Here is a 24,973-nt window from a genome sequence, read left to right as displayed (position 1 = left end):
CGCGTAGAGACAGAGCGAGAGAGAGGCATGGGCTCCAGTCTGATCCGTCGCCTCGTGATCGGCGCGGTCCTCGTCTTTCTCGGACTCAACTTCCTCGGCGCCCTGGGGCTGTTCTGGCTCCAGGGCTCCCTGCCGGAAACCGACGGCGAGATCGTCGGCTTCGCCGCCCTGTCCGCCCCGGCGCTGATCGAGCGCGACGAGGCCGGCACCGTCACCATCCGCGCCGCCAGCCCCGAAGACGCCAGCTTCGCGCTGGGCTATGCCCATGCCCAGGACCGCCTGTGGCAGATGGAGATGATGCGCCGCGCCGGCGCCGGCCGCCTGTCCGAGATCGTCGGCGAGGCGACCCTGTCCACCGACAAGATGCTGCGCACGCTCGGCCTGCGCCGATTGGCGGAGATCGCCTACACGCGGTTGTCCGAGCGTGCCAAGGCCCATGTGGACAGTTATGTCGCCGGGGTGAACGGCTACCTGGCCACCCGCAGCGGTCCGCTGCCGCCGGAGTTTCTGATCGCCGGCATCGATCCCGAGCCCTGGGAGCCGGCCGACAGCCTGGTCTGGGGACGGCTGATGTCGCTGCAGCTCGCCGGCAACTGGTTCAGCGAGATCACCCGGGCCCGCATGCTGAAGGCCGGCCTCAGCGCCGAGCAGATCGACCTGCTCTACGCCCCGTTCGAGGGCAGCGACGGCGGCCTTACCGCGCCGGACCTCTCGGCGCTGGATCTGGTCGGCGAGAGCCGGCTGGCCCGGCTGCAGGAAGCCCTGCCGGAGATCCTGCGACCCCGCCGCGCCTCCAACGCCTGGGCGGTGGATGGTCTGCTGTCGCCGTCGGGCCGGCCGATCCTGGTTGGCGATCCGCATCTGGGTCTGCAGAGCCCGAACCTGTGGTGGCTCGCCCGGGTCGAATCCCCCGGCTACCTGCGGGTCGGCGCCTTCGTGCCCGGCGTGCCGTTCCTGGTGATCGGCCATAACGGGGCGGTGGCCTGGACCTTCACCACCACCCATTCCGACACCCAGGACCTGTTCGTCGAGCGGATCGATCCGGCCGATCCGACCCGCTATCTCACCCCCGAAGGCTCGGCGCCGTTCGAGACCCGGGTCGAGCGTATCGGTGTCGATGACGAGACCGTCGAGCATATGGTGCGCAAGACGCGCCACGGCCCGGTCGTCTCCGACGCCCTGGCCGACGCGGCCGACGCGGCGGCCGACGGAACGGTGCTGGCCCTGGCCTCGGCCTCCCTGACCGAGGATGACGATACCTCCCAGGCACTGTTCGAGCTGGGCTCGGCGATCGATGTCGCCGGGGTCGTCCGCGCCCTGCGCAAGTTCCACGCGCCGCAGCAGAACGCGATGTTCGCCGACACCGCCGGCCGGATGGGCATGATCTCAGCCGGCCGGGTGCCGCTGCGGGCCTCGGGCGACGGGTTCTACCCCAGCCCCGGCTGGACCGGCACCCACGACTGGACCGGTTGGGCGCCGTTCGAGGCCCTGCCCCAGGCCATCGACCTGGAGGGCAACGTTCTGGTGAATGCCAACGAGCGGGTGGTCGGCGCCAATCCCGACCTGTTCATCGCCCGCTCCTTCGACGCGCCGTATCGCGCCCGCCGGATTGTGGAGATGCTGACCGGAGGCGACCGGTCGCCCGGCGGCATGGCGGCGATGCAGATGGACACCGTCTCGCTGTTCGCCCGGGACCTGCTGCCGCTGATGCTTGCCCACCTGCCCCGCGCCGAGGGCAAGGGCCTGGAGGTCCGCGCCGCCGACCTGCTGCGCGGCTGGGACGGCGCCATGGATGCCGAGCGGGCCGAGCCGCTGATCTTCGCCGCCTGGGTCGAGGCGCTGAATGCTCGCCTGTTCGCCGACGAACTGGGCCCGCTGATGGAAGACTACAGCCGGGCCCGGGCAGCGACCCTGCTGCAGATCCTGCGCACCGGGGACGGCTTCTGCGACGACACAAGAACCGCTCAGACCACGGAGAGCTGTGCCGAGATGGTCGCGGGCGCCTATGAGGATGCGCTGGCCCTCCTCGCCCGCTTGCACGGCCAGGACATCGAGGCCTGGAGCTGGGGGACGGCGCATCGCGCCTGGTTCTCCCATCCGCTGTGGACCCGGATTCCGCTGATCGGCCCGATGCTGACGACCCGAACGTCGACCGGCGGCGGCGATTACACCGTGTCCCGCGGCAGCTACTCAGGTCCGGCCGACGATCCGTTCCGCCACCGGCATGGGGCGGGCCTGCGGGTGATCTACGACCTGGCGGATCTGAGCAACTCGCGCTTCGTCGCGGCCCTCGGCCCGTCGGGCAACCTGCTGTCGCCCATGAGCCTGACCTGGCACGAGGCCTGGGCCCGCAACGAGGGTCTGCGCCTCGTCGCCCAGGAGGAGCCGACTCACGAACTGACCCTGTCGCCTTAACGGCCAAAAATCAGAGAGTTATGCGGCGATATTAAGGCGAGATCAGAAGCGCAGCTTGGCGCCGATCATGAATTTCTGATCGACCTGGGGCTCCGGGTCGGCCCCCGGTTCGGCGGCGCCGCGCACCGAGGCGCGGTATTCCGCGCTGAGGTCGAGGGAGGAGGACAGGCTGACATCCGCGCCGATTCCCACCTGCATGGCCGGCGCCATCTCGCCGCCCGCCCCACCGTCCTGGCGAAGCCGGGTGGGGACGGCATTCGGGTTGAGGTAGCTGACGCCGACCCCGGCCATGAAACGGGGCGTGACGATGGTGCCGGTGTGCCAGTCATAGGCGCCGGACACCAGGAAGGTGAACCGATCCTCGGCATCGCCGCCCAGATCGGTCGAGGGTGCGGTGAAGCTCAGCGTCCGGTCCGGTTCGGCATTGGAGAAGGTCAGCCCCAGGCCGACGCCGCCCGCCCCCTCGTCGGCCAGCACCTGACGGTCGTCGAAGCCGACGAAGCCGTCGATGTCGGACTGGCTGTCCCGGTCGAAACTGCCGACGACGTACCAGGCCGCCGGCGGGGTGTCCGACGAGGCAGCCGCCGTTCCCGGAGCCGGGGTGTTGGACAGCGTCTGGGAGGGCGTGAGGGTCTGCGCGCCGGCCGGCATCGCCAGGCACAACAGGGCTGCCACCGCTACGGCGCACGCCGCAGTGGTCCGTAGCCGATGCTGAACGCGACTGCCAGACAAGGACGCCTCCACGTAAAGGCAACAAATAGGCGGGTCACCAAACGGCGCCCGCTCCCCTCTCCCCTGACCGTATAGATCTATCATTTTGCAATGCGGAATCCAATCGAAGGATTCCTGGAGCCGGGGAAAATCGGAGTCACATCAGGCGTGTTTTCAGCAAGCGACCGGAATCGCTTCCGTTCCCGAAACCCGCGCGTATGATCCCGCCGCCATGACAACCGCACCCGACACCTTTTCCGCCGACCTCCCGGTCACCCTGGCCATGGTGGAGGACGCCGCCCGTCTGCTCGACGGCGCCGTCCTGCGCACGCCGCTGATCGAGGCGCCGATCCTGAGCGCCACGCTGGGATGTTCCCTGTCGCTGAAGCTGGAGAACCTGCAGCACACCAGTTCGTTCAAGGTGCGCGGCTCGTTCGTGAAGCTGCAGGGGCTGAGCGAGGCCGAGCGCCGGCGCGGGGTCGTCGCCATGTCGGCCGGCAACCATGCCCAGGGTGTGGCCTATCACGCCGCCCGGCTGGGCATTCCGGCGACGATCGTGATGCCGGCGACCACGCCCTTCTCCAAGGTGGAGCGCACCCGGGCCCATGGGGCGCGGATCGTGCTGGAGGGCCGTGCCGTCGCCGACTGCGTCGCCCGTACCCAGGCGCTGATCGACGAGGAGGGTCTGGTCCCGGTCCATCCCTTCGACGATCCGGACATCATCCGCGGCCAGGGCACTCTCGGCCTGGAGATCGATGCCGATGCCGGGCATCTGGACAGCGTGATCGTCCCGATCGGCGGCGGCGGCATGATGGCCGGCATGGCCGTGGCCCTGAAGGCGCTGCGCCCGGACGTCCGCATGGTCGGCGTCCAGGTGGACAGCTTCCCCTCCATGTACGACGCGGTGAAGGGCCTGCCGAACCGGGCCGGCGGCTCCACCCTGGCCGAGGGCATCGCGGTCAAGCAGCCGGGCGTCCTGACCCGCCGGATCATCGCCGAGCTGGTCGACGAGATCGTCCTGGTGCCGGAGCGGGCGATCGAGCGGGCGGTCCAGCTCCTGGTCGAACAGCAGCGGGTGGTGGCCGAGGGTGCGGGAGCCGCCGGCATCGCCGCCCTGCTCCACGCGCCCGAGCGGTTCGCCGGCGAGGCGGTGGCGACGGTGATCTGCGGCGGCAACATCGATTCCCGCCTGCTCTCCTCGGTGCTGATGCGCGGGCTGGTGCGCGACGGGCGGCTGATCCGCCTGCGCCTGGAGATCCATGACGAGCCCGGCATGCTGGCGACGGTGGCGGAGACCATCGGCCGGACCGGCGGCAACATCGTGGAGGTCCTGCACCAGCGCATGTTCCAGGACACGCCGATCAAGAACGCCGACCTGGACGTCGTGGTGGAGACCCGCAATCCGGAGCATGTGGACGAGATCCTGGCCCGCTTCGCCGATCTCGGCATTGAGGCCAGACTGCTGAGCACCGAGGCGGGCTGACCCGCCGCTCAGCCGAGCTTGCGGTAGGCGCCGCGCCAGTAGATCAGCGGCTCGTCGTCGTCGAGCACCGCCAGCCGCTGCACCCGCCCGACCAGGATGACGTGGTCGCCGCCGTCATGGCGGGCATGCACGGTGCAGTCGAGCGCTGCCAGGGCATCGGCCAGGATCGGCGCGCCGGTCGACCAGTCCGCCAGTCCGTAGCCGTCGAACCGGGCGGCCAGCGGGTCGGCGAAGCGGTTGGACACCGCCTCCTGGTCGGCGCGCAGAATGTTCACCGCGAAACCCTCCGCACTCTGGAAGGCCGGCAGGCTGCCCGCCTCCAGATCCAGGCAGAACAGCACCAGCGGCGGCGCCAGCGAGACGGAGGTGAAGCTGTTGACCGTCAGGCCCACGGGCTCCCCCTCGGGCGTGCGGGTGGTCACCACGGTCACGCCCGTCGCATAGCGTCCAAGAACGGCCCGGAAATCTCCGGGCGACACGTCGGCTGGGGCGGTCATCGGAACCTCGCGTAACGGCGCAGCTTCGCTACATAGCGCGCTGGGCAGACTGTTTCAAACTGCCGCGCCGCGAAAGGCTCGCGAATACGTCCAATACCGGGTATTCTGTTTCATCGTACCGGAAGCGGTACATGGCAAAGCGGCAGAATCGCGAGCGGGGCCGAGGATGTTCATTATCATCGGATGGGTGGTCGTTACCGTCTGTGTTATCGGCGGCTATATGGCGATGGGCGGCAAGCTCGCGCCGCTGTGGCAGCCGTTCGAGCTCGTGATCATCGGCGGCGCCGGCGTCGGTGCCTTCATCGTCGCCAACCCCAAGCACATCCTGGCCAAGGCCGGCTACGGCTTCAAGTCGGCGCTGAAGGGCCCGAAATACAGCAAGGACGATTATCTGGAGCTGCTCTCGCTGCTCTACGCCATCTTCAAGCTGGCGAAGACGAAGGGCATGCTCGCGATCGAATCCCACATCGAAAGACCTGAGGAGAGTTCGCTCTTCCAAGCCTTTCCAAAATTTTCGGCCGACCATCATTCCATGGAATTCCTGTGCGACTACCTGCGCATGATGACCCTGGGCACCGACAACCCGCATGAGCTGGCCGATCTGCTCGACGAGGAGTTGGAGACCCACCACGCGGAGGATGCCGCGGTACAGAGCGCCTACCAGACCATGGGCGACGGCTTCCCGGCGCTCGGGATCGTGGCCGCCGTGCTCGGCATCATCAAGACCATGGGCTCCATCACCGAGCCACCGGAAGTGCTGGGCAAGCTGATCGGCGGCGCCCTGGTCGGCACGTTCCTCGGGATTCTGCTGGCCTATGGCTTCGTCAGCCCGCTCGCCGCGGCCATGAAGAATACGTTCGACGCCGATGCCAAATACATGGCCTGCATCCGCGCCGGACTGCTCGCCCATGTGTCGGGCTATGCCCCGGCCGTCTCGGTGGAGTTCGCCCGCAAGACGCTGCTGTCCAAGGACCGGCCGTCCTTTTTCGAGGTGGAAGAAGCCGTTGCAGCGCTTCCCCCGGTCTGATCCGCGGGCCTGCCTGAGGGGCCGCCGGGGGGTTGACGCCGCCGGGTTCGGCACCGACTTTGCAAGAGCGTAGCCACTGGTCACGATTAGGGGACGCGAACGGTGGACAACCACGCCACAATCGTCATCAAGAAGGTCAAGAAAGGCGGCCATGGCGGGCACCATGGCGGCGCCTGGAAGGTGGCGTATGCCGACTTCGTGACCGCGATGATGGCCTTCTTCCTGCTGCTCTGGTTGCTGAACGCAACCACCGAGGAGCAGAAGATGGGTATCTCCAACTATTTCGACCCGACCGCCATCAGCCGCTCGACCCGCTCGGGCTCCGGCGGCGTTCTCGGTGGCACGTCGATCACCGTTCCCGGCGCGCTGAAATCCGCCTCCTCGCCGCCGATGATCTCCACCCCGCAGGTCGCCCGCCCGCAGGCGGAGCGCACCGAATCCCTGGATCCGGATTCCGACGACCCTGAGAACATCGAGTCCCGCCTCGGTTCCCGTGAGGACGAGGAAGGCACGGTGAACCAGGAGGTCATGGAGCAGATGCTGCGCGAGCGCGAGCAGCAGCAGTTCGAGGAGGCCGAGGCGGCGCTGAAGGAGGCGATCGAACAGACGCCCGAACTGGCCGAGGCCGGCGAGTCCCTGAAGATCGAGGCCGTGCCCGAGGGCCTGCGCATCCAGCTCATCGACCAGGAGCGGATTGCCCTGTTCCCGAACGGCAGTGCGGCCATGTACGACCAGACCCGCGCGCTGCTGGAGAAGGTGGCCGAGGTCATCAAGAAGATGCCGAACAACATCGAGATCTCGGGCCATACCGACAGCTCGCAGTTCGCCCCGGGCTCGACCTACACCAACTGGGAGCTGTCCTCGGACCGGGCCAACGCCTCGCGCCGGGTGCTGGAGGAGAACGGCATCCCGAGCGGCCGCATCGAGAAGGTGGCTGGCCGGGCCGACCGCGAGCCGCTGGTGGAGGATCCGGCCGATCCCACGAACCGCCGGATCAGCATCGTGCTGAAGAACCTGACCCCGGAACAGGCGCAGAACTTGAACCTGCTCGACCCGTCGGTCGCCGGCTCGACCCCGGGCGTGGGTGTGGGCGGCACGCCGGCCGGGGGAACCGCGCCCGGCGGGGCGAATGACGACGGCGCGCCTCCGGGGACGCCGCGCGCCGCGCCTGCCAGTGCACCACCGGCGGCGTCGAATGACACCGGGGCGCCGGTCCTGAACGATACCGGGGCCCCTGCCCCACGGGTGGGAGGCTGATCACCCCGCATGCATGACGCAACCCTTGCTCCGCCGCTGACCTTCTTCCATACGCTGCCGATGCCGTGCCCCTATCTGCCGGGCCGGCAGGAGCGGCGCCTAGTCTGCGACCTCTCCACCCGGCGCGGCCGCCATGCCCACGACACCCTGGCCCGGGCCGGTTTCCGCCGCACCCAGCACCTAGCCTACCGTCCCGCCTGCGAAGGCTGCCGGGCCTGCGTGCCGGTACGGATCCGGGTGGCGGATTTCGACTGGACCAAGGGGCAGCGGCGGGTGCTGCGCGCCAATGCGGACCTGACCGGCGAGGTCGTGCCGAACGAGGCGACCCGGGAGCAGTTCGACCTGTTCTCGCGCTACCAGTCCGGCCGCCATGGCGACGGCGAGATGGCGCTGATGGACGAGGCCGACTACGCCGCGATGGTCGAGCGCTCGCCGATCGAGTCCTCGCTCATCGAGTACCGTGACGCCCGGCGGGCGCTCTGGGCGACGATCCTGATCGACCACCAGGACGACGGGCTGTCCGCGGTCTACAGCTTCTTCGAGCCGGGGGCGCCGAAGCGGGCGCTCGGCCGGTTCATGGTGCTCGACGCGGTCCGCCGCTCCGCCGAGGCGGGGCTGCCCTACGTATATCTCGGCTACTGGATCGAGGGCTGCCGGAAGATGTCGTACAAGACGATGTACCGCCCGGTCGAACTTCTCGGCCCGGACGGGTGGCAGACCTATTCGGCGCCGGTGGAGGAGTAACTCCGTCCGTCCAAACCCATCTTCGCACCTCGCCAACAGACAAGGGTGAGGTCGGAAGTTACTTTCAAAATACCGTCATCCCGGGAGGCTCCGGATCTGATCCGGAGGCTGCCCGGGACCCTGGCGAGGGCGGCTGGGTCCCGGCCGACCCCCGGATCAGGTCCGGGGCTCGCCGGGATGACGGGTGCGCGCGGGGATACGGGTTCGCTTACGTGAACCGCGGCGGTCTCGGGAAGCCCGTGGGCGGCATCTTGCCGGAGCCGGCCCGCTTGCCGCGCCAGGTGGACAGGTCAGTCTCGGTGCGCCGGCGTCCGCCCTGGAGCGACCAGGACAGTCCCTCCTCCGCCTTGAACACGGTCACGTCGGCCAGGGTACCGCCGGACTTGTACTTTTGCAGGATCACGCCCTTGCCGCGGCCCATCTCCGGCAGGTCGGCCACGTCGAACACGAGCAGCTTACGGTTGGTGCCGACCACGGCGACCGTATCGCCGGTGACCGGGATGCAGACCCGCGCCTTCGACTTCGCATCCGTGCCCAGCACCTGCTTGCCCGCCCGGGTCTGGGCCAGCACGTCGTCGGAGGGCACGATGAACCCGCGCCCTTCCCTCGAGGCGACCAGCAGCTTCTCGCCGGGACGGTGCGGGAAGATGGTGACGATGTCCTCGTCATTGGCGAGGTCGATCATCAGGCGGATCGGCTCGCCATGGCCGCGGCCCGAGGGCAGCTTGTCGCCGCCGATCGTGTAGAACCGACCGTCGGTGGCGAAGACCAGGATCTTGTCGGTGGTCTCCGCATGGACGCGGAACCGCTCGCCGTCGCCCTCCTTGTACTTCACCTCCTGGTCCGGGCCGATATGGCCGCGCAGCGCCCGGATCCAGCCCTTCTCGGAGCAGATCACGGTGATCGGCTCGCGCTCGACCATGGCCTCGGTCGGGATGATCACGGCACTCGGCGCCGAGCCGATCTCGGTGCGGCGGCGGCCGATCTCGGTGGACTTGCCGAACTCCCGGCGGATGTCGCCGATCTGCTGGCCGACCACCTTCCAGCGGCGCTCCTCGTCGCCCAGCAGGTCGGTGAGGTCGTCGCGCTCGGCCGAGAGCTGCTCATGCTCCTTGCGCAGCTCGATCTCCTCCAGCTTGCGCAGGGACCGCAGGCGCATGTTGAGGATCGCCTCGGCCTGCACGTCGGTGAGTTCGAAGGTCCGCATCAGCTCTGCCTTCGGCTCGTCCTCCTCGCGGATGATGCGGATCACCTCGTCGAGGTTTAGGAAGGCGATCAGGTAGCCGCCCAGCACCTCCAGCCGGTGAGCGATCTTGGCCAGCCGGTGGTTGGTGCGCCGGATCAGCACCTCGTGGCGGTGATCCAGGAAGGCCTTCAGCGCCTCGGGCAGGCTCATCACCCGGGGCACGTTGTCCTTGTCGAGCACGTTCAGATTCAGCGAGACCCGGCTCTCCAGGTCGGTCTGCTTGAACAGGCTCTCCATCAGCACGTCGGGATCGACGTTGCGGCTCTTCGGCTCCAGCACCAGGCGGATATCGGCGGCCGACTCGTCGCGGATGTCGCCCAGCAGGGTCAGCTTGCGGGCCTGCAGCAGCTCGGCCATGCGTTCGACCAGCCGCGACTTCTGCACCTGGTAGGGGATCTCGGTGACGACGACCTGCCAGGTGCCGTTTTTGAGCCGCTCGACCTCCCAGCGGGCGCGCACGCGGAACGAGCCGCGGCCGGTGCGGTAGGCCTCGGTCACCGCCTCGCGGGATTCCACCAGGATGCCGCCGGTCGGGAAGTCCGGGCCGGAGACCTTCTCCACCAGGGTCTCGATCCGGGCGTCCGGATGCTTGATGAGATGCTGCAGGGCGTCGCAGAGCTCGTCCACGTTGTGCGGCGGGATGGAGGTCGCCATGCCGACCGCGATGCCCTGGGCGCCGTTCGCCAGCAGGTTCGGGAAGGCCGCCGGCAGCACGACCGGCTCCTCGCCCTCGCCGTCATAGGTGGCGCGGAAATCGACCGTATCCTCGTCGATGCCGTCGAGCAGACGCTGGGCGACCTCGGTCAGCCGCGCCTCGGTGTAGCGCATGGCCGCCGCGTTATCGCCGTCCACGTTGCCGAAGTTCCCCTGGCCGTCGACCAGCGGATAGCGCACGGCGAAATCCTGGGCCAGACGCACCATGGCGTCGTAGATCGCGGCGTCGCCGTGCGGGTGGAACTTACCCATCACGTCGCCGACCACGCGGGCCGACTTCTTGAACGCGCTGTCCGGGTCGAGGCGGAGCTGGCGCATGGCGAACAGCAGCCGCCGGTGCACCGGCTTCAGCCCGTCGCGCACATCCGGCAGCGACCGCGCCATGATGGTCGACAGGGCATAGGCCAGATAGCGCTCGCTCAGCGCATCGGCCAGCCAGGTGTCGCGGACGATGCCGGGCTCGCTCGGGGGGGGCGGCGGCAAATCAGAAGATGTCGTGCTCATGCGTTGGAACCTCCACCAGATACTGTAGCGCGCTCGGCGAACCGTTCAACGAATCGCGTCCGTGCCGGCGGTGGCTGCCGACCGTGTGTCGCAAATACATGGCGCTCAAGGAAAAACCCGGACAGGGCCAGGCCGGCGAACAGATCGTCCGAATCGCCGCCGCCGCGACTCCCAGGATTTCCGACAAGGAATCGGGGAAGGGTCAGCAGCTTGTCGCGATACGGCTCGCCCGCCGCGAGCGACACCGCCCGGCCCGAGCGGGGGCTGACATAGGCGAGATCGTCATTGGTGCCGGTGGCCGCACAGGTGTCCAGGTCGAGCCCGTAGCCGAGATCGGCCAGCAGCCCGATCTCCCAGCGCACATAGACAGCGATCCAGGCATCCCCGAGGCTGTCGTCGGCCATGACCTCCAGCAGCGCGCCCAGCGCCTCGTACAGACGGGGATGCGGCTCGCGCTCCGGCAGGGCGGCGTCGGCGACGGCGCAGACCGCCGACAGGCCGGACAGCCGCAGCGGGTCGTGCATCACCCCGGCGGCGTAGCCGGTGTCCAGCTCGCAGGCCCAGGTCCCCAGATGCTCGGCGAGGCGGGCGCGCCATTCGGCGGTGACCCGGTTGCCCGGCTGGTACACGCCGCGCCCGCGGCCGCCGAAGGCCCCGCGCGCCAAGCCCGCATGGCGGCCGTGCTCGGCGGTCAGCAGGGTGACGACGGCGGAGCCCTCGCCGTGCGGGCGGGCGGACAGCACGATGCCGGTGTCGGTCCAGTCGATCATGGGGTCGGACGGCCGTGGGCGGTAGCGACACCCGTCATCCTGACGCAAGTCAGGGTCGGCGCACTGACCCTTGGAGAGGCCGGAGCGTTGATCCTGACTTGCGTCAGGATGACGGGCAACGGGGGGACGGGGAACGGGCGGACGGCGAGTGGGTGGACGGCGAACGGGTGGACGGGGGATGGGCGAGGCGGGAACGGATCGAGGACAGCACACACGGCCGCCTCACACATCCCACTCCAGCCCCCACTCCCGCAGGTGCTGGCGGTCCTCCTGCCAGTTCTCCCGGACCTTCACGAACAGGAACAGGTGCACGCGGCGCTCCAGCATCTCCTCCAGTTCCGTGCGGGCCTGGGAGCCGATTTCCTTGATCTTCTGGCCGCCCTTGCCGAGCGCGATCTTCTTCTGGCTGTCGCGCTCCACGTAGAGCGTCTGGTCGATCCGCACCGAGCCGTCGTCGCGCTCGGTCCACTGGTCGGTCTCCACGGTCGCCGAGTACGGCAGCTCATCATGCAGCCGCAGGAAGACCTTCTCGCGGGTGATCTCCGCCGCCATCAGCCGCATCGGCAGGTCGCTCAGCTCGTCCTCGGGATAGAGCCACGGCCCCGGCGCCATGCGCTCAGCCAGGTATTTGCGCAGGTCGGCGCAGCCGCTGCCGTTCAGGGCGGAGATCATGAAGACCCGGTCGAACTCGAAGGCCTCGCTGAACTGGGCGGCGATCGGCAGCAGCTTCTCGCGCTTGATGTCGTCCACCTTGTTCAGGGCGAGCACCGCCTTGCGGCCGTTCTCCTTGAGCCCCTCGACGATCCGCATCGTGTCGTCGTCGAGCCCCTGCCGCGCGTCGGCGACCAGCACGACCACATCCGCATCCCCTGCCCCGGCCCAGGCCGCATGCACCATGGCCCGGTCGAGCCGGCGCTTGGGCGTGAAGATGCCCGGCGTGTCGACCAGCACGATCTGGGTGTCACCCTCCAGAGCGATGCCGCGGATGCGGGTGCGGGTGGTCTGCACCTTGTGGGTGACGATGGAGACCTTGGCGCCCACGAGCTGGTTCACCAGGGTCGACTTGCCGGCATTGGGCGCGCCCAGGAGGGCGACGAAACCGCAATGGGACTTGGGCGCGTTCATGCTCCCACCCGTTTGATGAGTTCGGCGGCCGCCGCCTGTTCGGCGAGCCGCTTGGATCGGCCGACCCCGGTGGTCGGCTCCTGGCCTTCGACGATGACCTGGACCGTGAATTCCGGCGCATGGGCCGGCCCGGACTGGGTCACCGTGACATAGCGCGGCAGGGCCAGCTTGCGACCCTGGGCCCATTCCTGCAACGTCGTCTTCGGATCCTGGGGCGGGCGCAGGTCCAGCTCCAGCAGCCGGTTCCACTCGGTCAGGATGAAGCGGCGCGCCGCCTCCAGCCCGCCGTCGAGATACAGGGCGCCGATCACCGCCTCCATGGCGTCGGACAGGATCGTGTCGCTGTTGCGCGAGCCGGCATCCTCCTCGCCGCGCGACAGGATCAGGAACCGCCCGAGATCGATGGTGCGCGCCACCTGGGCCAGGGCCTCGCGGCGCACCAGGTTGACGTGGCGCTTGGCGATAGCCCCCTCGCGCTCGTGCGGAAAGCGGTCGAGAAGCTGCTCGGCGACGATCAGCGCCAGCACCCGGTCGCCCAGGAATTCCAGCCGTTCATAGGCGTTCCACGCGCGCGGCTCGGCGCTGGCATGGGTGACCGCCCGGCGCAGCACCTCGGTATGCTCGAACTCATGGTTCAGGATCGCGGCGAGGTCTGCCAGATCCGCGTCGTCGGAGGTCATTCGATGGTGTCCAGGAGGCGGCCGTACCGGATGGCGAAGGGCCACTTCCAGACCTCCCACAGGCGGGCGTCCCCGTCATGGGAGAAGAACAGGATGTCGGCCCGGCCGACCAGATTCTGCTCGGGGATCGGCCCGACCTCCGGGAAGCGGCTGTCCCGGGAATTGTCCCGGTTGTCGCCCATCGCGAAATAATGCCCGGCCGGCACGTGATAGACCGGGGTGTTGTCGGCGCTCATGCTGTCGCTGAGCTCGAGGATGCGGTGCTCCCGGCCGTTCGGCAGGGTCTCGATGAACTGCGCGACGGGCCGCGCGCCGTTCTCCGGCTGGAAATCCTCGATCTGCCGGCGCTTCACCGCCGTGCCGTTGATGTGCAGGATGCCGCCCTTCACCTGGATCGTGTCGCCGGGCAGGCCGACCACCCGCTTGATGTAGTCGGTGCTGTTGTCGCTCGGCAGCTTGAAGACCGCCACGTCGCCCCGCTCCGGCTCGGAGAACAGCACGCGGCCGGGGATCAGCGGCAGGGACAGCGGCAGCGAGTAGCGACTGTAGCCGTAGGAGGCCTTGGAGACGAACAGGTAGTCGCCGACCAGCAGGGTCGGGATCATCGAGCCCGAGGGAATGTTGAACGGCTCGTAGAAGAAGGTCCGGATGCCGAGCGCGATGGCACAGGCGATTACCACGGTGCGGATCAGCTCACCGTATCCGCCCGATTTTTTTGCAGCCATCGATATCCATCCTGACAAGACCCTGGCACCCCCGCCACACGCCGGAGCACGGACCGGTATGCCGAATTTGACGCGCCGGAGCAAGCGATGCCCTCGGCCTGCCGCCGGGTGGCGACGGTTTGTCCCTAGCCTTCTGCCGGCCGCAGGGCCTCCAGGGAGGCCGGTGCCGCCGAGACCACGACGAATGCCTGGGCATAGGGCGGTTCATCCGACAGAGACAGGTCGATGCGGGCAATCATTCCCTGCGGCGTCAGTTCCGCCAGCCGGGCGGCGGCCCGCCCACTGAGCACGAAGCGCGGCTTGCCGGAGCGGGCGTTCTCCACCACCAGCTCGCGCCACTGGATGCCCTCGCGCCCCTCGTCCCCCAGCGCCTTCCACACCGCCTCCTTGGCGGCGAAGCGTTTGGCGTAGACCAGGGCGGGGTTCGCGGCCCGCTCGGCCCGGACGATCTCCGGCTCGGAGAAGCAGCGCCGGCGGAACCGGTCGCCGAACCGGTCCAGGGCGGCGGCGATCCGCCGCGTGTCCACCAGATCCGCGCCGATGCCCAGAATCATGCCGCCATCCCCGCCCCTCAGCCGCGCGCGCGGTCGACGGAGTTGATGACCGGCGTGGCCCGCAGGGCGGCGATGATCGTCGTCAGATGGCGGACATCGGCCACCTCCACATCGATCAGCATCTCGAAGAAGTCGATCGAGCGGTTCACGATCTTCAGGTTCATGATGTTGCCGCCGTTCTTGCCGATGACCGTCGACAGGGAGCCGAGGCTGCCCGGCTCGTTGGCTATGACCACGTAGAGCCGGCCCACATGGGCGGACTCGGCATCGTCGTCCCAGGCCACGTCGACCCACCGCTCGGGCTGGTCCTGGAAGCCCTCCAGGGTCTCGCAGTCGATGGTGTGGATGGTCACGCCCTTGCCGGTGGTCACGATGCCGACGATCCGCTCGCCCGGCAGCGGGTGGCAGCAGCGCGCGAAATGCATCGCCATCCCGTCTATCAGGCCGCGGATCGGCAGCGCGTCCTTCTGGCGGCCCCGCTTGGTGCGGCCACGCGCCCGGGCGATCGGGACGACGTTCTCTTCCTTCTTCGGCTCGATCACCGGCGGATGGACCGCGTGGACGACCTCCAGCGCGCTCTCCAGCCCCTCGCCGATGCCGGCATAGAGGTCCTCGACCGCTTCGGCCCGGAAGCGGCTCAGCAGCGGCTCGAGCTGCTTTTCGGAGAACGGGTGGCCCTCCTGGCGGAACGCCTTCTGCAGCATCGCCTTGCCGAGATCGGAGAACTGCTGGCGGCGTTTCAGACGCACGAAGCGGCGGATCCGCGCCTTGGCCTTGCCGGTGACGACGATCTGTTCCCAGTTCGGCGACGGCGTCGAGGTCTTGGAGGTGACGATCTCCACCTGGTCGCCGTTACGCAGCTGGGTCATCAGCGGCACCAGGCGCCCGTTCAGCTTGGCGCCGACCGTGCGATCGCCGACCTCGGAATGGACGGCATAGGCGAAATCGATCGGCACCGCTCCCTGCGGCAGGGCGATCAGGTCGCCCTTCGGCGTGAAGCAGAAGACCTGGTCCTGGTACATCTCCAGCTTGGTGTGTTCCAGGAACTCTTCCGGGCCGGATGCCTGCTCCAGAATGTCGAGCAGTTCCCGTATCCATCGGTACTGCTTGCCCTCGTTGACCGCCTCGCGCTGCTTGTAGTTCCAATGGGCGGCGACGCCGAGCTCGGCGATGTCGTGCATCTCGCGGGTACGGATCTGCACCTCGATGCGCTGCCGGTGCGGGCCGATCACGCCGGTATGCAGCGAGCGATAGCCGTTGGGCTTGGGCGTGGAGATGTAGTCCTTGAAGCGGCCGGGCACGACCGGATAGGAGCCGTGCATTGCGCCCAGGCACTGGTAGCAGCCGCCGATATCCTCGACCACGAGTCGGAACGCCATGATGTCGGAGAGCTGCTCGATCCCGACTTCCTTGCGCTGCATCTTCTGCCAGATCGAATACGGCGTCTTCATGCGGCCGGAGATGTCGGCATGGACGCCGGCCGCGGCCAGCTTCTCGTGCAGTTCGGCGATGATGCTGTTCACAAGGTCGCCGCCCTGGCTCCGCAGAAAATCGAGCCGGGCCTTTATCGAGGTGCGGGCATCCGGGTTGATCTCGGCGAAGGCCAGGTCTTCCAGCTCGTCCTTGATCTCGTTGATACCGATACGCGCGGCCAGCGGCGCGTAGATGTCCATCGTCTCGGCGGCGATCCGCCGGCGCTTGTCCGGGTTCTTGATGAAATGCAGGGTGCGCATGTTGTGCACCCGGTCCGCCAGCTTGACCAGCAGCACGCGGATGTCCTGGCTCATGGCCAGCACCAGCTTGCGGAAGTTCTCGGCCTGCTTGGTGCGGTCGGACTGCAGCTCGATCCGGGTCAGCTTGGTGACGCCGTCCACCAGCCGGGCGATCTCGTCGCCGAAAAGGTTACGCACGTCGCTGAGGGTCGCCTCGGTATCCTCTATGACGTCGTGCAGCAGCGCGGTGATGACCGTGCCGTGATCGAGCTTCATCTCGGTCAGGATGCCGGCGACTTCCAGCGGATGGGAGAAATACGGGTCGCCCGAGGCCCGCGTCTGCGAGCCGTGCATCTTCATCGCGTAGACATACGCGCGGTCGAGCGCCGCCTCGTCCGTGGTCGGATCGTAGGCGCGCACACGCTCGACGAGTTCGTATTGGCGGATCATGGCGTCAGCACCTCAGCCGGGTGCTGACGGAAATGTTGTCGCCGGGTCGGGCCGCAAGCGGCGCGCACAGCGGTCGGATCAACCTTCGCGGTCGAGCTCGCTGTCGTCGACATCCTCGAACTGGCCACCGTCACTCTCGATTCCCATGCCGAGACCTTCCGCCGCATCCTCATCGAGAGTGTCACCCTCCGCGAGGCGGCCGTCCAGCCCGACACTGCCGGCGCCGGCATCGGAGCCGATCAGGCGCTCCATGTCGTCGTCCTCCGGCTCGTCGACCTCGACATGCTTCTGCAGGCCCTTGATGAGGGCTTCGTTCAGCGCGCCGGTATCGACGGTCTCCTCGGCGATCTCGCGCAGGGCAATGACCGGGTTCTTGTCGTTGTCACGGTCCACGGTGATGGAGGAACCGGAGGAAATGTCGCGCGAACGCTGGGCCGCGGCCATCACCAGGTCAAACCGGTTCGGGATCTTGACGATGCAGTCTTCGACGGTAACGCGGGCCATCAACAGCCTCTCGATCGGGTGCGCACAATGTTAGGCGGAGCCGCGGAATATAGGGGTCAAGCGCCCGGAAAACAAGCACTCATCCGGGGTTTCGGCGGCAAAACCGCAGCCCGCGCTCAGTCCTCGAGCGCGCGGATCTCCCCGCCCCCGTCGGGCAGGCCGGCGATCAGGGTCGAGACCGCCTCGCCGGTCACCGGATGGCGCCAGTCCGGGTCCAGGTCGCGGATCGGCAGCAGGACGAAGGCCCGCTCGCCCGCCCGCGGATGCGGCAGGGTCGGATCGACCGCGCCGATCCGCACCTGTCCGTCGTAGTCGATCAGGTCGAGATCGAGGGGGCGCGCCTCGTTGCGAACCCGGCGCACTCGGCCGAACGACTCCTCGATCACGTGCAGCCGGGCCAGCAGGACCTCCGGCAGCAGGTCGGTCTCGACCGAGACCGCGCCGTTCACGAACCAGGGCTGATCGGATTTCGGCACCGGCTCGGATTCGTACCAGCGCGACCGGCCGGTGACCTGGATATCCGCGTCCTCGGCCAGGCGCACCACGGCCGCCTCGCAGGTGGACAGCGGCGTCTCGTAGCCGGAGGCCGGAAGATTGGCGCCGATGGCGACGATGATCATGCGGAATACCCTTCCTTGCACCCTGTCACGCGGTCGCCGGGGAGCCCGTCGAGGCACCCCCGAAACGGCGTCACCAATGCGAAATCTGCCATCTGTTCGATGCCTCCATGGCCGGCCTTTGGCCTGTACATCAGCCCATATTCGGACCTAGACTGCAAACAGTTCGACACGGGCGCCCTCATTACTCAGCCGCCCGCCGAATTCTAAAGAATTCAGCTCAAGAAGAGCGTAAAAGCAATTGAAAGGATTGCATATGTTGTTCCATCCTGATGAACGGATGGCCCTCTTTATAGACGGTGCCAACCTCTACTCCGCCGCCAGATCGCTCGGATTCGACATCGACTACAAACGTTTGCTCGACCTGTTCGCAGGTAAAGGCCGGTTGATTCGCGCGTTTTATTATACCGCATTGCTGGAGGACCAGGAGTATTCGCCGATCAGGCCGCTCGTCGACTGGCTCGACTACAACGGTTACACGCTGGTGACCAAGCCGGCCAAAGAATTCACCGACAGCGCCGGACGTCGCAAGGTGAAGGGCAACATGGACATCGAGCTGGCGGTCGACATGATGGAAATGGTCGATCGGGTCGACCATGTGGTGCTGTTCTCCGGCGACGGCGATTTCCGCTCCCTGATAGAGGCGGTGCAGCGCAAGGGCGTGCGCGCGTCCATCGTCTCCTCGATCCGCACCCAGCCGCCGATGATCGCCGACGAGCTGCGCCGCCAGGCCGACCAGTTCATCGAGCTCGACCAGCTCGCCGCCCAGATCGAACGGGTCCATTCCGACCGGGGCCCGCGCCGGGAACGTCCGGCAGCACCGCACTCCGCGCCGGTGGAGGCGGATGACGATCTCGACGACGATTACGTCGATGACGATTACGATGACGACGAGCCGCCCGCCGTGGTGCGTCGCACGCCGCCGCCCCGCCGCGGCTGATCCGGCCCAAACCGGTCTTTTGAGCCGATGCCCGAAGCGATGCTGAGCGATCCGCCGCCGGATTGCCCCCTCTGCCCGCGCCTTGTCGCGTTCCGGGCGGAGAACCAGCGGCTGTATCCCGACTTCCACAACGCGCCGGTGCCGAGCTTCGGCGGCGCCGACGCCCGGCTGCTGGTGGTGGGCATGGCGCCGGGTCTGAAGGGAGCGAACCGCACCGGCCGCCCCTTCACCGGCGATTATGCCGGCGACCTGCTCTACGACACCCTTCTCACCTTCGGCTTCGCGGAGGGGCAGTACGGCAAGCGGCCGGATGACGGGCTCTCGCTGATCGACTGCCGGATCACCAACGCGGTGCGCTGCGTGCCGCCGCAGAACAAGCCGGTCGGGGCGGAGGTGAGCGCCTGCCGACCGTTCCTGGAGGCGACCATCGGGGAGATGCCGTCGCTCAAGGTGATCCTGGTGCTGGGCTCCCTCGCCCATGGCGCCACTCTGGCGGCGCTGGGCCGCAGGAAGTCGTCGGCCAAGTTCGGGCATAACGCGGTGCACGACCTGGGTGACGGGCGGATGCTGGCCGGCTCCTACCACTGCTCGCGCTACAACACGAACACCGGCCGGCTGACGGAAGCGATGTTCTACGACGTGTTCCGGCAGGTTCGGGCGTTGCTGGACGGCAGTGAGCGAACCGCCACCTCCCCCTAAAGCACTCCCCGGATTCATTCCGGGGCCTACCCCGCCGCTGCTACGGGCGCCGAACGTCGTGCCGCCTGACGGGTGGGCCCCGGAATGAATCCGGGGAGTGAATGAAGAAGAGGGGTGATCGGGAATTGGAGCGCGCCCGCCCTCACCCCTTCTCGCGCAGCAGCCGGGCCTTCTGGCGTTCCCAGTCGCGCTTCTTGGCGTCCTCGCGCTTGTCGGCCATCTTCTTGCCGCGGGCGAGGCCGAGCTCGAGCTTGGCGATGCCGCGCTCGTTGAAATACAGCGACAGCGGCACGAGCGTGTAGCCCTCGCGCTTCACCAGTCCAAGCAGCCGGTCGCGCTCCCGGCGGTGGGCCAGCAGGCGGCGCACCCGGCGCGGCTCGTGGTTGAAGGGCTCGGCCGGCTTATATTCCGGAATATGGGCGTTGATCAGGGCGAGGTCGCCATGCTCGGAGCCGGCATAGGACTCATTGATCGACGCACCACGCCCCTGGCGCAGCGATTTCACCTCGGAGCCGGTCAGGATCAGACCGACCTCCAGGGTCTCCTCGATCCTGTATTCGTGTCGGGCCCGCCGGTTGCGAGCAACCTCTTTGCGGGCGCCTTGCTTACCCGCCATGGCGCTCTCTCCTCAAAATCAGACGTGCGTATATAGGCAGCCCCGCCCCGCTGTCGAGGCCCGGCCCCAAAACGGCGACGGCCCGCCCCGAGGGGCGGGCCGCTCCGTCTCCGCGGATGCGGCGATCAGTTCAGCAGGCCGGCATGGCGCATCGCGCTTTCGACCTTAGCCTTGCTCTCGTCGGCGATCTCGTAGATCGGCAGACGGGCCGTCGACTCGCAGATCCCCAGCAGGCTGGCCGCATACTTGATCGGCCCCGGGCTGCTCTCGCAGAACAGCGCCGAATGCAGCGGCTGGAGCCGCTCGTTGATGGCGAAGGCGGTGTCCAGATCCCGGTTCTGCCAGGCCACATGCATCTCCGAGAGCTGCTTGGGCGCGACATTGGCGGTGACCGAGATGCAGCCATGGCCGCCATGGGCCAGGAACGGCAAGATCGCCGCGTCCTCGCCGGAGAGCTGGCAGAAGTCAGCCCCCATGGCCATGCGCTGCTTGATCGGGCGCACGGAATCGGCCGTGGAGTCCTTCACGCCGACCACGTTCTTTAGCTGCTCGTAGCACCGCTTCATCGTGTCCACGGACATGTCCACGACCGAGCGGCCGGGAATGTTGTAGATGATGATCGGGATATCGACGGCGTTATTGATCGCCTCGAAATGCCGGAACATGCCCTCCTGGGTCGGCTTGTTGTAGTACGGCATGACATGCAGCACCGCCGTCGCACCGGCCTCGGCCGCGTGCTCGGTGAACTCGACCGCTTCCTTGGTGGAGTTCGAGCCGGCGCCGGCGATGACCGGAACCCGGCCCGCCGCCTGCTCGATGCAGATCTCGATGACCCGCTTGTGCTCCTCATGGCTCAGCGTCGGGCTCTCACCCGTGGTGCCGACCGGAACAAGGCCATGGGTGCCTTGCTCGATCTGCCAGTCCACGTGTTTTCGGAACGCATCCTCGTCTACCGCGCCGTTTTTGAACGGCGTGATCAAGGCAACAAGTGATCCCTTGAACAACGGCTGTCCGAATGCGTAGCCCATCGGTTCTCTCCGAGTCGGCAGTTTCGTGGAAGTTGAGCGGGCGACATTACGCCCCCACCCACCTGGGGGCAAGTCTGCCTCGGCGGCTATTTTTTCTTGCCCGCTTGGCGGTTAGCGGTTGCAGCATTACCTTGGTCGCTCGACGTCGGCCCCACTTTCCCCCCGCGGGTGCCGCCGATCGTGCGGAGAAGAGCTATGATCGTTCGCGGTCTCCCGTTCGTCTTCGGCGCCGCAGCGCTGGCCTGGGCAGGCCTGGCGCAGGCCGCCGGCACCGCGCCGGCGCCGGAGCCGCGCCCGGCCTCCGCCACCCCGGTGGCCGCCGGAGCCGTCCCCATTCCCATGCAGCGGCCGGCAGGACTAGCCGGACTGTCCCCATCGGACGCCGCCTGGCGCACCGCCCTGTCCTATGCCGCGTCCGGCGACTGGGCGCAGGCGGCGGCGGTGCGCGGCCGCGGCCGGGATGCGAGCCTGGAAGCGCTGTACCAGTGGACCCGCCTGCGCGACGGCGACCAGCCGACCACCTTTGCGGAGATCGAGCGGTTCCTGCACGACCATCCGGGCTGGCCGGACGAGGCGAGCCTGGTTGCCCGCGGCGAGGAGCTGATGACGAGCGACATCAGCCTCGCCCGGCGCCTGGAGTGGTTCGCCAAGCATCCGCCCCGCTCGACCCAGGGCCGGCTCGCGCACCTGGAGGCGGTCGCCCGCACGGGCGACGCCGCGGCGGTGCAGGCACAGGCGCGCGAGACCTGGCGGCAGATCGAGCTCGGCAAGCGGGACGAGGCGCAGTTCCTCGCCCGCTACGGCAAGCATCTGCGCCAGATCGACCATATCGAGCGGCTGGACCAGATGCTGTGGCGCGGCCATTCGGGGGCGGCCCGGCAGGCGATGGAGCATGTGCCCGACGGCTGGCAGAAGCTGGCAGATGCCCGCCTGCGCCTGCGCTTCAAGCAGGCCGGCGTGGACGAGGCCATCCGCCGGGTGCCGAAGGAGCTGCAGAACGACCCGGGCCTGCATTACGAGCGCCTGCGCTGGCGCCGGCAGGCCGGCATGGAGATCGGCGCGCGGGAGCTGATGTTCGAGGCCCCGCCCTCGGCCGAGTTCGCCGGCCTGTGGTGGCGCGAGCGGGCCTGGCACATCCGCGAGGCGATGGACGACGGCAAGTTCCAGGACGCCTATCTGCTCGCCGCCTCCCACAACCAGCGCTCCGGGGCGCCCTTCGCGGAGGCGGAATGGCTGGCGGGCTGGCTCGCGCTGCGGTTCCTCGACCGCCCGAAGGATGCGCTGCGCCATTTCACCCAGCTCCACGGCAACGTCTCCACCCCGATCAGCTCGGGCCGCGCCGCCTACTGGGCCGGCCGCGCCGCCGAGGTGGTGGGCAATCCGGACGAGGCCCGCGAATGGTATGCGCGGGGTGCGGCGTTCCAGACCACCTTCTACGGCCAGCTCGCCGCCGCCCGGATCGGGGCCAAGCGGATCTCCCTGCCCGAACCGGCCGCCCCCGACGCGGCGGCCCGGGCGGCGTTCAACGCCGATGACGAGGTGCAGGCGGCCCGTGCGCTGCTCCGGCTGCGGATGGACGGGACGGCGCGGCTGTTCATGCGGCATCTGGCCGTCTCCAGTGACGACATCGACCGCTCGGCCCTGATCGCCGAGATGGCGGCGGAGGCCGGCGACCTGGGCACGGCCGTCTTCACCGCCCGCCGCGCGGCGACGGGCCGGATGATCCTGCCGGCGCTGGGATATCCCCTGCTCGACCCGCTGCCGACCCAGGGTCCGGAGCCGGCCTTCGTGCATGCGATCATCCGCCAGGAGAGCAGCTTCGAGACCACGGCCATCAGCCGGGTCGGCGCCCGCGGGCTGATGCAGCTCATGCCGGGCACCGCCGAGATGACCGCCAAGTCGATCGGGCTGGAATACGACCTCGGCTCGCTGATCGCCCGGCCGGACTACAACGTGCGGCTCGGCAGCACCTATCTGAAGCAGATGGTCGATCGGTTCGACGGCCATTACATCAAGGCGATCGCCGCCTACAATGCCGGCCCCGGGCGGGTCGTCGCCTGGGTGAAGGCCCATGGCGATCCGAGCGATCCGGCGGTGGACGTGGTCGACTGGATCGAACGCATCCCGTTCTCCGAAACTCGCAACTATGTGCAGCGGGTGCTGGAGGCGCTTCACGTCTATCGCGAGCGGCTCGCCAATCATCACGATCAGGCGACTGCCCTCGCCTCCCTCACCCCCGTGGCCCAGAAAGTCTGGTGCGTCTATTCCTGCGGCGTATTGTTGGATCATCAGCAGGCGGCGCTGAAACGAAACTGAGGGGGACGCCATGACCGACCGGTTCGAGGGCATCGAGGCCTGCGTCTTCGATGCCTACGGCACGCTGTTCGACGTCCATTCCGCCGTGGCCCGGTGCCGCGATGATTTCGGCCTGGAGGTCGAGGCGGCGCAGGTCATGTCCGACACCTGGCGCACCAAGCAGCTCTCCTATTCCTGGCTGCGCAGCCTCATGGGTCCGCAGCACTATGTTCCGTTCTGGCAGGTCACCGGCGACGCCCTGGATTTCGCGCTGGAGACCGCCTTCCCCGGCGGCTCGCCGACCGGCCTGCGCCAGGCGCTGATGGACAGCTACCGCACCCTCGACACCTATCCGGAGGTGATCGGGGTGCTGGAGGCCCTGAAGAACGGCGGAATGAAGACCGCGATCCTGTCGAACGGCTCGCCCGAGATGCTGGCGAGCGTGTGCGAGAGCACCGGTTGCGCGCCGCTGTTCGACGCGGTGCTGTCGGTGGACGAACTCGGCGTGTTCAAACCCGATCCACGGGTCTACCAGCTCGCCATGGCGGCGCTGCGGGTCTCGACCCCCGGGTCGATCAGTTTCCAGTCCTCCAACGCCTGGGATGCCGCGGCCGCCGCCGCCTTCGGCTTCCGGGTCGCCTGGTGCAACCGCTTCGGCCAGGCGCGCGAGCGGCTTCCGGGATCGCCGGATATCGAGCTGAAGACCCTGGAGCCGCTGCCCGCCATCGTCGGCGTCGCCTGACGGGTCACGGGATGGTCGACTGCCGGGAACGATACGTCACCAGCCGGTCGGGCGCCCGCCTGTTCACCGCCGACTGGGGGGACCCGCTCGACCCGCGTGTGCCGGTGCTCGGCCTGCCCGGCTATGCCCGCACCACCAAGGATTTCGTCCATATCGCCGAGCGCATCGCCCCGCGCCGGCTGGTCAGCCTGGACTATCGCGGCCGGGGACGCTCGGACTATGCGGACGACCCGGACGCTTACGCGCCGCCGGCCATGGTGGACGATGTGCGGGCGGTGATGATGGCGCTGGGGCTCCACCGGGTGGTGGCGGTCGGGACGTCCTTCGGCGGCCTGATGGCGATGGCGCTGGGGGTGATGGCGCCGACCGCGCTGGCGGGGGTGGTGCTGAACGATATCGGGCCGGACATTCCCGACAGCGGCGGCGATTTCCTCATCGACGTCATGGGCAGGGAGCGCCGGCCGGCGAACTGGGCCGAGGCGGCGGCGGAGATGCGCCGGATCCTGCCCGACCTCTCCTTCACCACCGAGGAGGAATGGGTCGCCTTCGCCCGGACGACCTACCGGGAGGAGCCGGACGGCAGCCTGCGCCAGGACTGGGACCCGGCGATCGTGAAGCCGCTGGTGGGCGCGGAGGCCAAGGATGCCGATCTCTGGGCCCTGTTCACGTCGCTGACGGCGCTTCCGGTCCTGCTGGTGCGCGGGGGCAAGTCGATCGTGCTGTCGGCGGAGACGGCCGGGGAGATGAAGCGGCGGCATCCGTCGATGGAAACGGTGACCCTGCCGGAAATCGGCCACGCCCCGACCCTGGACGAACCGCCGGCGCTGGAGGCTCTGGAGCGGTTCCTGGGTCGATACTGACCCTTATCCCTCCCAAGGCGTCTTCCCGGCCCTGAGCCGGGATCTAGGAAGAGAGCGG

Annotated in this window: 23 protein-coding genes; 10 read left to right on the top strand and 13 right to left on the bottom strand. The window is 68.3% G+C overall.

Translation table 11 applies throughout. From position 1 onward, the window contains the following. Nucleotides 1-27: 27 nt before the first annotated feature. Nucleotides 28-2,415: a penicillin acylase family protein gene (locus ACOQOP_RS06220; protein ID WP_420565458.1), complete on the top strand. Its 2,388-nt coding sequence runs from the start codon at nt 28-30 to the stop codon at nt 2,413-2,415. 42 nt (nt 2,416-2,457) lie between these two features. On the opposite strand, the gene ACOQOP_RS06215 is transcribed toward ACOQOP_RS06220, so the two are convergent. Further along, nucleotides 2,458-3,090 carry a hypothetical protein gene (locus ACOQOP_RS06215; protein WP_420565457.1) on the bottom strand — a complete coding sequence of 211 codons (633 nt, stop codon included), beginning with the start codon at nt 3,088-3,090 and terminating at the stop codon, nt 2,458-2,460. Between the two features lie 268 nt (nt 3,091-3,358). Here ACOQOP_RS06215 and ACOQOP_RS06210 point away from each other — a divergent pair, with 268 nt between their 5' ends. Further along, nucleotides 3,359-4,609, top strand: a complete 1,251-nt coding sequence (locus ACOQOP_RS06210) for a threonine ammonia-lyase (protein ID WP_420565456.1) — start codon at nt 3,359-3,361, stop codon at nt 4,607-4,609. Between the two features lie 8 nt (nt 4,610-4,617). On the opposite strand, the gene ACOQOP_RS06205 is transcribed toward ACOQOP_RS06210, so the two are convergent. Next, complete coding sequence (locus ACOQOP_RS06205; RefSeq protein WP_420565455.1) at nt 4,618-5,106, bottom strand: flavin reductase family protein; 489 nt, start codon at nt 5,104-5,106, stop codon at nt 4,618-4,620. A 166-nt stretch (nt 5,107-5,272) separates the two neighbouring features. On the opposite strand from ACOQOP_RS06205, the gene motA reads away from it, so the two are divergent. The 3 genes from motA (at nt 5,273) to ACOQOP_RS06190 (ending at nt 8,134) form a co-directional block, all read left to right on the top strand. Next, a complete protein-coding gene (motA, locus tag ACOQOP_RS06200; protein ID WP_420565454.1) occupies nt 5,273-6,133 on the top strand; it encodes a flagellar motor stator protein MotA in 861 nt (286 codons plus the stop codon). A gap of 102 nt (nt 6,134-6,235) precedes the next feature. Beyond that, entirely contained in the window at nt 6,236-7,390 is a 1,155-nt protein-coding gene (locus ACOQOP_RS06195) for a flagellar motor protein MotB (RefSeq protein WP_420565453.1), read from the top strand. A 9-nt stretch (nt 7,391-7,399) separates the two neighbouring features. Beyond that, nucleotides 7,400-8,134 (top strand): arginyltransferase, encoded by a 735-nt coding sequence (locus ACOQOP_RS06190; protein ID WP_420565452.1) that lies wholly within the window; start codon nt 7,400-7,402, stop codon nt 8,132-8,134. A gap of 208 nt (nt 8,135-8,342) precedes the next feature. Here ACOQOP_RS06190 and parC read toward each other — a convergent pair whose 3' ends face one another. The 9 genes from parC to folK all read right to left on the bottom strand — a co-directional run bounded on the left by parC (nt 8,343) and on the right by folK (nt 17,738). Beyond that, nucleotides 8,343-10,598: a DNA topoisomerase IV subunit A gene (gene parC, locus ACOQOP_RS06185; protein WP_420565451.1), complete on the bottom strand. Its 2,256-nt coding sequence runs from the start codon at nt 10,596-10,598 to the stop codon at nt 8,343-8,345. Beyond that, a complete protein-coding gene (gene recO, locus ACOQOP_RS06180) occupies nt 10,595-11,368 on the bottom strand; it encodes a DNA repair protein RecO (RefSeq protein WP_420565450.1) in 774 nt (257 codons plus the stop codon). The genes parC and recO overlap by 4 nt, the downstream gene beginning before the upstream one ends. Nucleotides 11,369-11,590: 222 nt before the next feature. Next, a complete protein-coding gene (gene era, locus ACOQOP_RS06175) occupies nt 11,591-12,493 on the bottom strand; it encodes a GTPase Era (RefSeq protein WP_420565449.1) in 903 nt (300 codons plus the stop codon). Further along, nucleotides 12,490-13,173 carry a ribonuclease III gene (gene rnc, locus ACOQOP_RS06170; protein WP_420565448.1) on the bottom strand — a complete coding sequence of 228 codons (684 nt, stop codon included), beginning with the start codon at nt 13,171-13,173 and terminating at the stop codon, nt 12,490-12,492. The genes era and rnc overlap by 4 nt, the downstream gene beginning before the upstream one ends. After that, on the bottom strand, nt 13,170-13,898 hold the full coding sequence (lepB, locus tag ACOQOP_RS06165) for a signal peptidase I (protein WP_420565447.1): 729 nt from the start codon (nt 13,896-13,898) through the stop codon (nt 13,170-13,172). Before lepB ends, rnc begins: the two co-directional genes overlap by 4 nt. Nucleotides 13,899-14,023: 125 nt before the next feature. Further along, the gene (gene acpS, locus ACOQOP_RS06160; RefSeq protein WP_420565446.1) at nt 14,024-14,452 is read right to left on the bottom strand and encodes a holo-ACP synthase; all 429 of its coding nucleotides are present in this window, start codon (nt 14,450-14,452) and stop codon (nt 14,024-14,026) included. A 17-nt stretch (nt 14,453-14,469) separates the two neighbouring features. Beyond that, the gene (locus tag ACOQOP_RS06155; RefSeq protein ID WP_420565445.1) at nt 14,470-16,614 is read right to left on the bottom strand and encodes a RelA/SpoT family protein; all 2,145 of its coding nucleotides are present in this window, start codon (nt 16,612-16,614) and stop codon (nt 14,470-14,472) included. A gap of 78 nt (nt 16,615-16,692) precedes the next feature. After that, a complete protein-coding gene (gene rpoZ / locus ACOQOP_RS06150; RefSeq protein ID WP_420565444.1) occupies nt 16,693-17,118 on the bottom strand; it encodes a DNA-directed RNA polymerase subunit omega in 426 nt (141 codons plus the stop codon). 116 nt (nt 17,119-17,234) lie between these two features. Continuing rightward, the gene (folK, locus tag ACOQOP_RS06145; RefSeq protein WP_420565443.1) at nt 17,235-17,738 is read right to left on the bottom strand and encodes a 2-amino-4-hydroxy-6-hydroxymethyldihydropteridine diphosphokinase; all 504 of its coding nucleotides are present in this window, start codon (nt 17,736-17,738) and stop codon (nt 17,235-17,237) included. Between the two features lie 253 nt (nt 17,739-17,991). Here folK and ACOQOP_RS06140 point away from each other — a divergent pair, with 253 nt between their 5' ends. After that, nucleotides 17,992-18,675 carry an NYN domain-containing protein gene (locus ACOQOP_RS06140; protein ID WP_420565442.1) on the top strand — a complete coding sequence of 228 codons (684 nt, stop codon included), beginning with the start codon at nt 17,992-17,994 and terminating at the stop codon, nt 18,673-18,675. 27 nt (nt 18,676-18,702) lie between these two features. Continuing rightward, entirely contained in the window at nt 18,703-19,374 is a 672-nt protein-coding gene (locus ACOQOP_RS06135; RefSeq protein ID WP_420565441.1) for a uracil-DNA glycosylase, read from the top strand. Nucleotides 19,375-19,516: 142 nt separating this feature from the next. Here the strand turns inward: ACOQOP_RS06135 and smpB are convergent, their stop codons facing one another. After that, nucleotides 19,517-19,990, bottom strand: a complete 474-nt coding sequence (gene smpB, locus ACOQOP_RS06130; protein WP_420565440.1) for an SsrA-binding protein SmpB — start codon at nt 19,988-19,990, stop codon at nt 19,517-19,519. 125 nt (nt 19,991-20,115) lie between these two features. Further along, nucleotides 20,116-20,994: a 4-hydroxy-tetrahydrodipicolinate synthase gene (dapA, locus tag ACOQOP_RS06125; protein WP_420566520.1), complete on the bottom strand. Its 879-nt coding sequence runs from the start codon at nt 20,992-20,994 to the stop codon at nt 20,116-20,118. Nucleotides 20,995-21,213: 219 nt separating this feature from the next. Between dapA and ACOQOP_RS06120 the strand changes: the two genes are divergently transcribed. The 3 genes from ACOQOP_RS06120 to ACOQOP_RS06110 are packed head-to-tail and all read left to right on the top strand — an operon-like array spanning nt 21,214 to nt 24,915. Continuing rightward, on the top strand, nt 21,214-23,334 hold the full coding sequence (locus ACOQOP_RS06120) for a transglycosylase SLT domain-containing protein (protein ID WP_420565439.1): 2,121 nt from the start codon (nt 21,214-21,216) through the stop codon (nt 23,332-23,334). 10 nt (nt 23,335-23,344) lie between these two features. Beyond that, the gene (locus ACOQOP_RS06115) at nt 23,345-24,055 is read left to right on the top strand and encodes a haloacid dehalogenase type II (RefSeq protein WP_420565438.1); all 711 of its coding nucleotides are present in this window, start codon (nt 23,345-23,347) and stop codon (nt 24,053-24,055) included. 11 nt (nt 24,056-24,066) lie between these two features. Next, entirely contained in the window at nt 24,067-24,915 is an 849-nt protein-coding gene (locus ACOQOP_RS06110; protein ID WP_420565437.1) for an alpha/beta fold hydrolase, read from the top strand. The last annotated feature ends 58 nt before the right edge of the window (nt 24,916-24,973 follow it).

This window comes from Thalassobaculum sp., from assembly GCF_965223715.1.
Taxonomy (GTDB): Bacteria; Pseudomonadota; Alphaproteobacteria; order Thalassobaculales; family Thalassobaculaceae; genus Thalassobaculum.
This window is presented reverse-complemented; position numbering and strand designations above follow the sequence as displayed.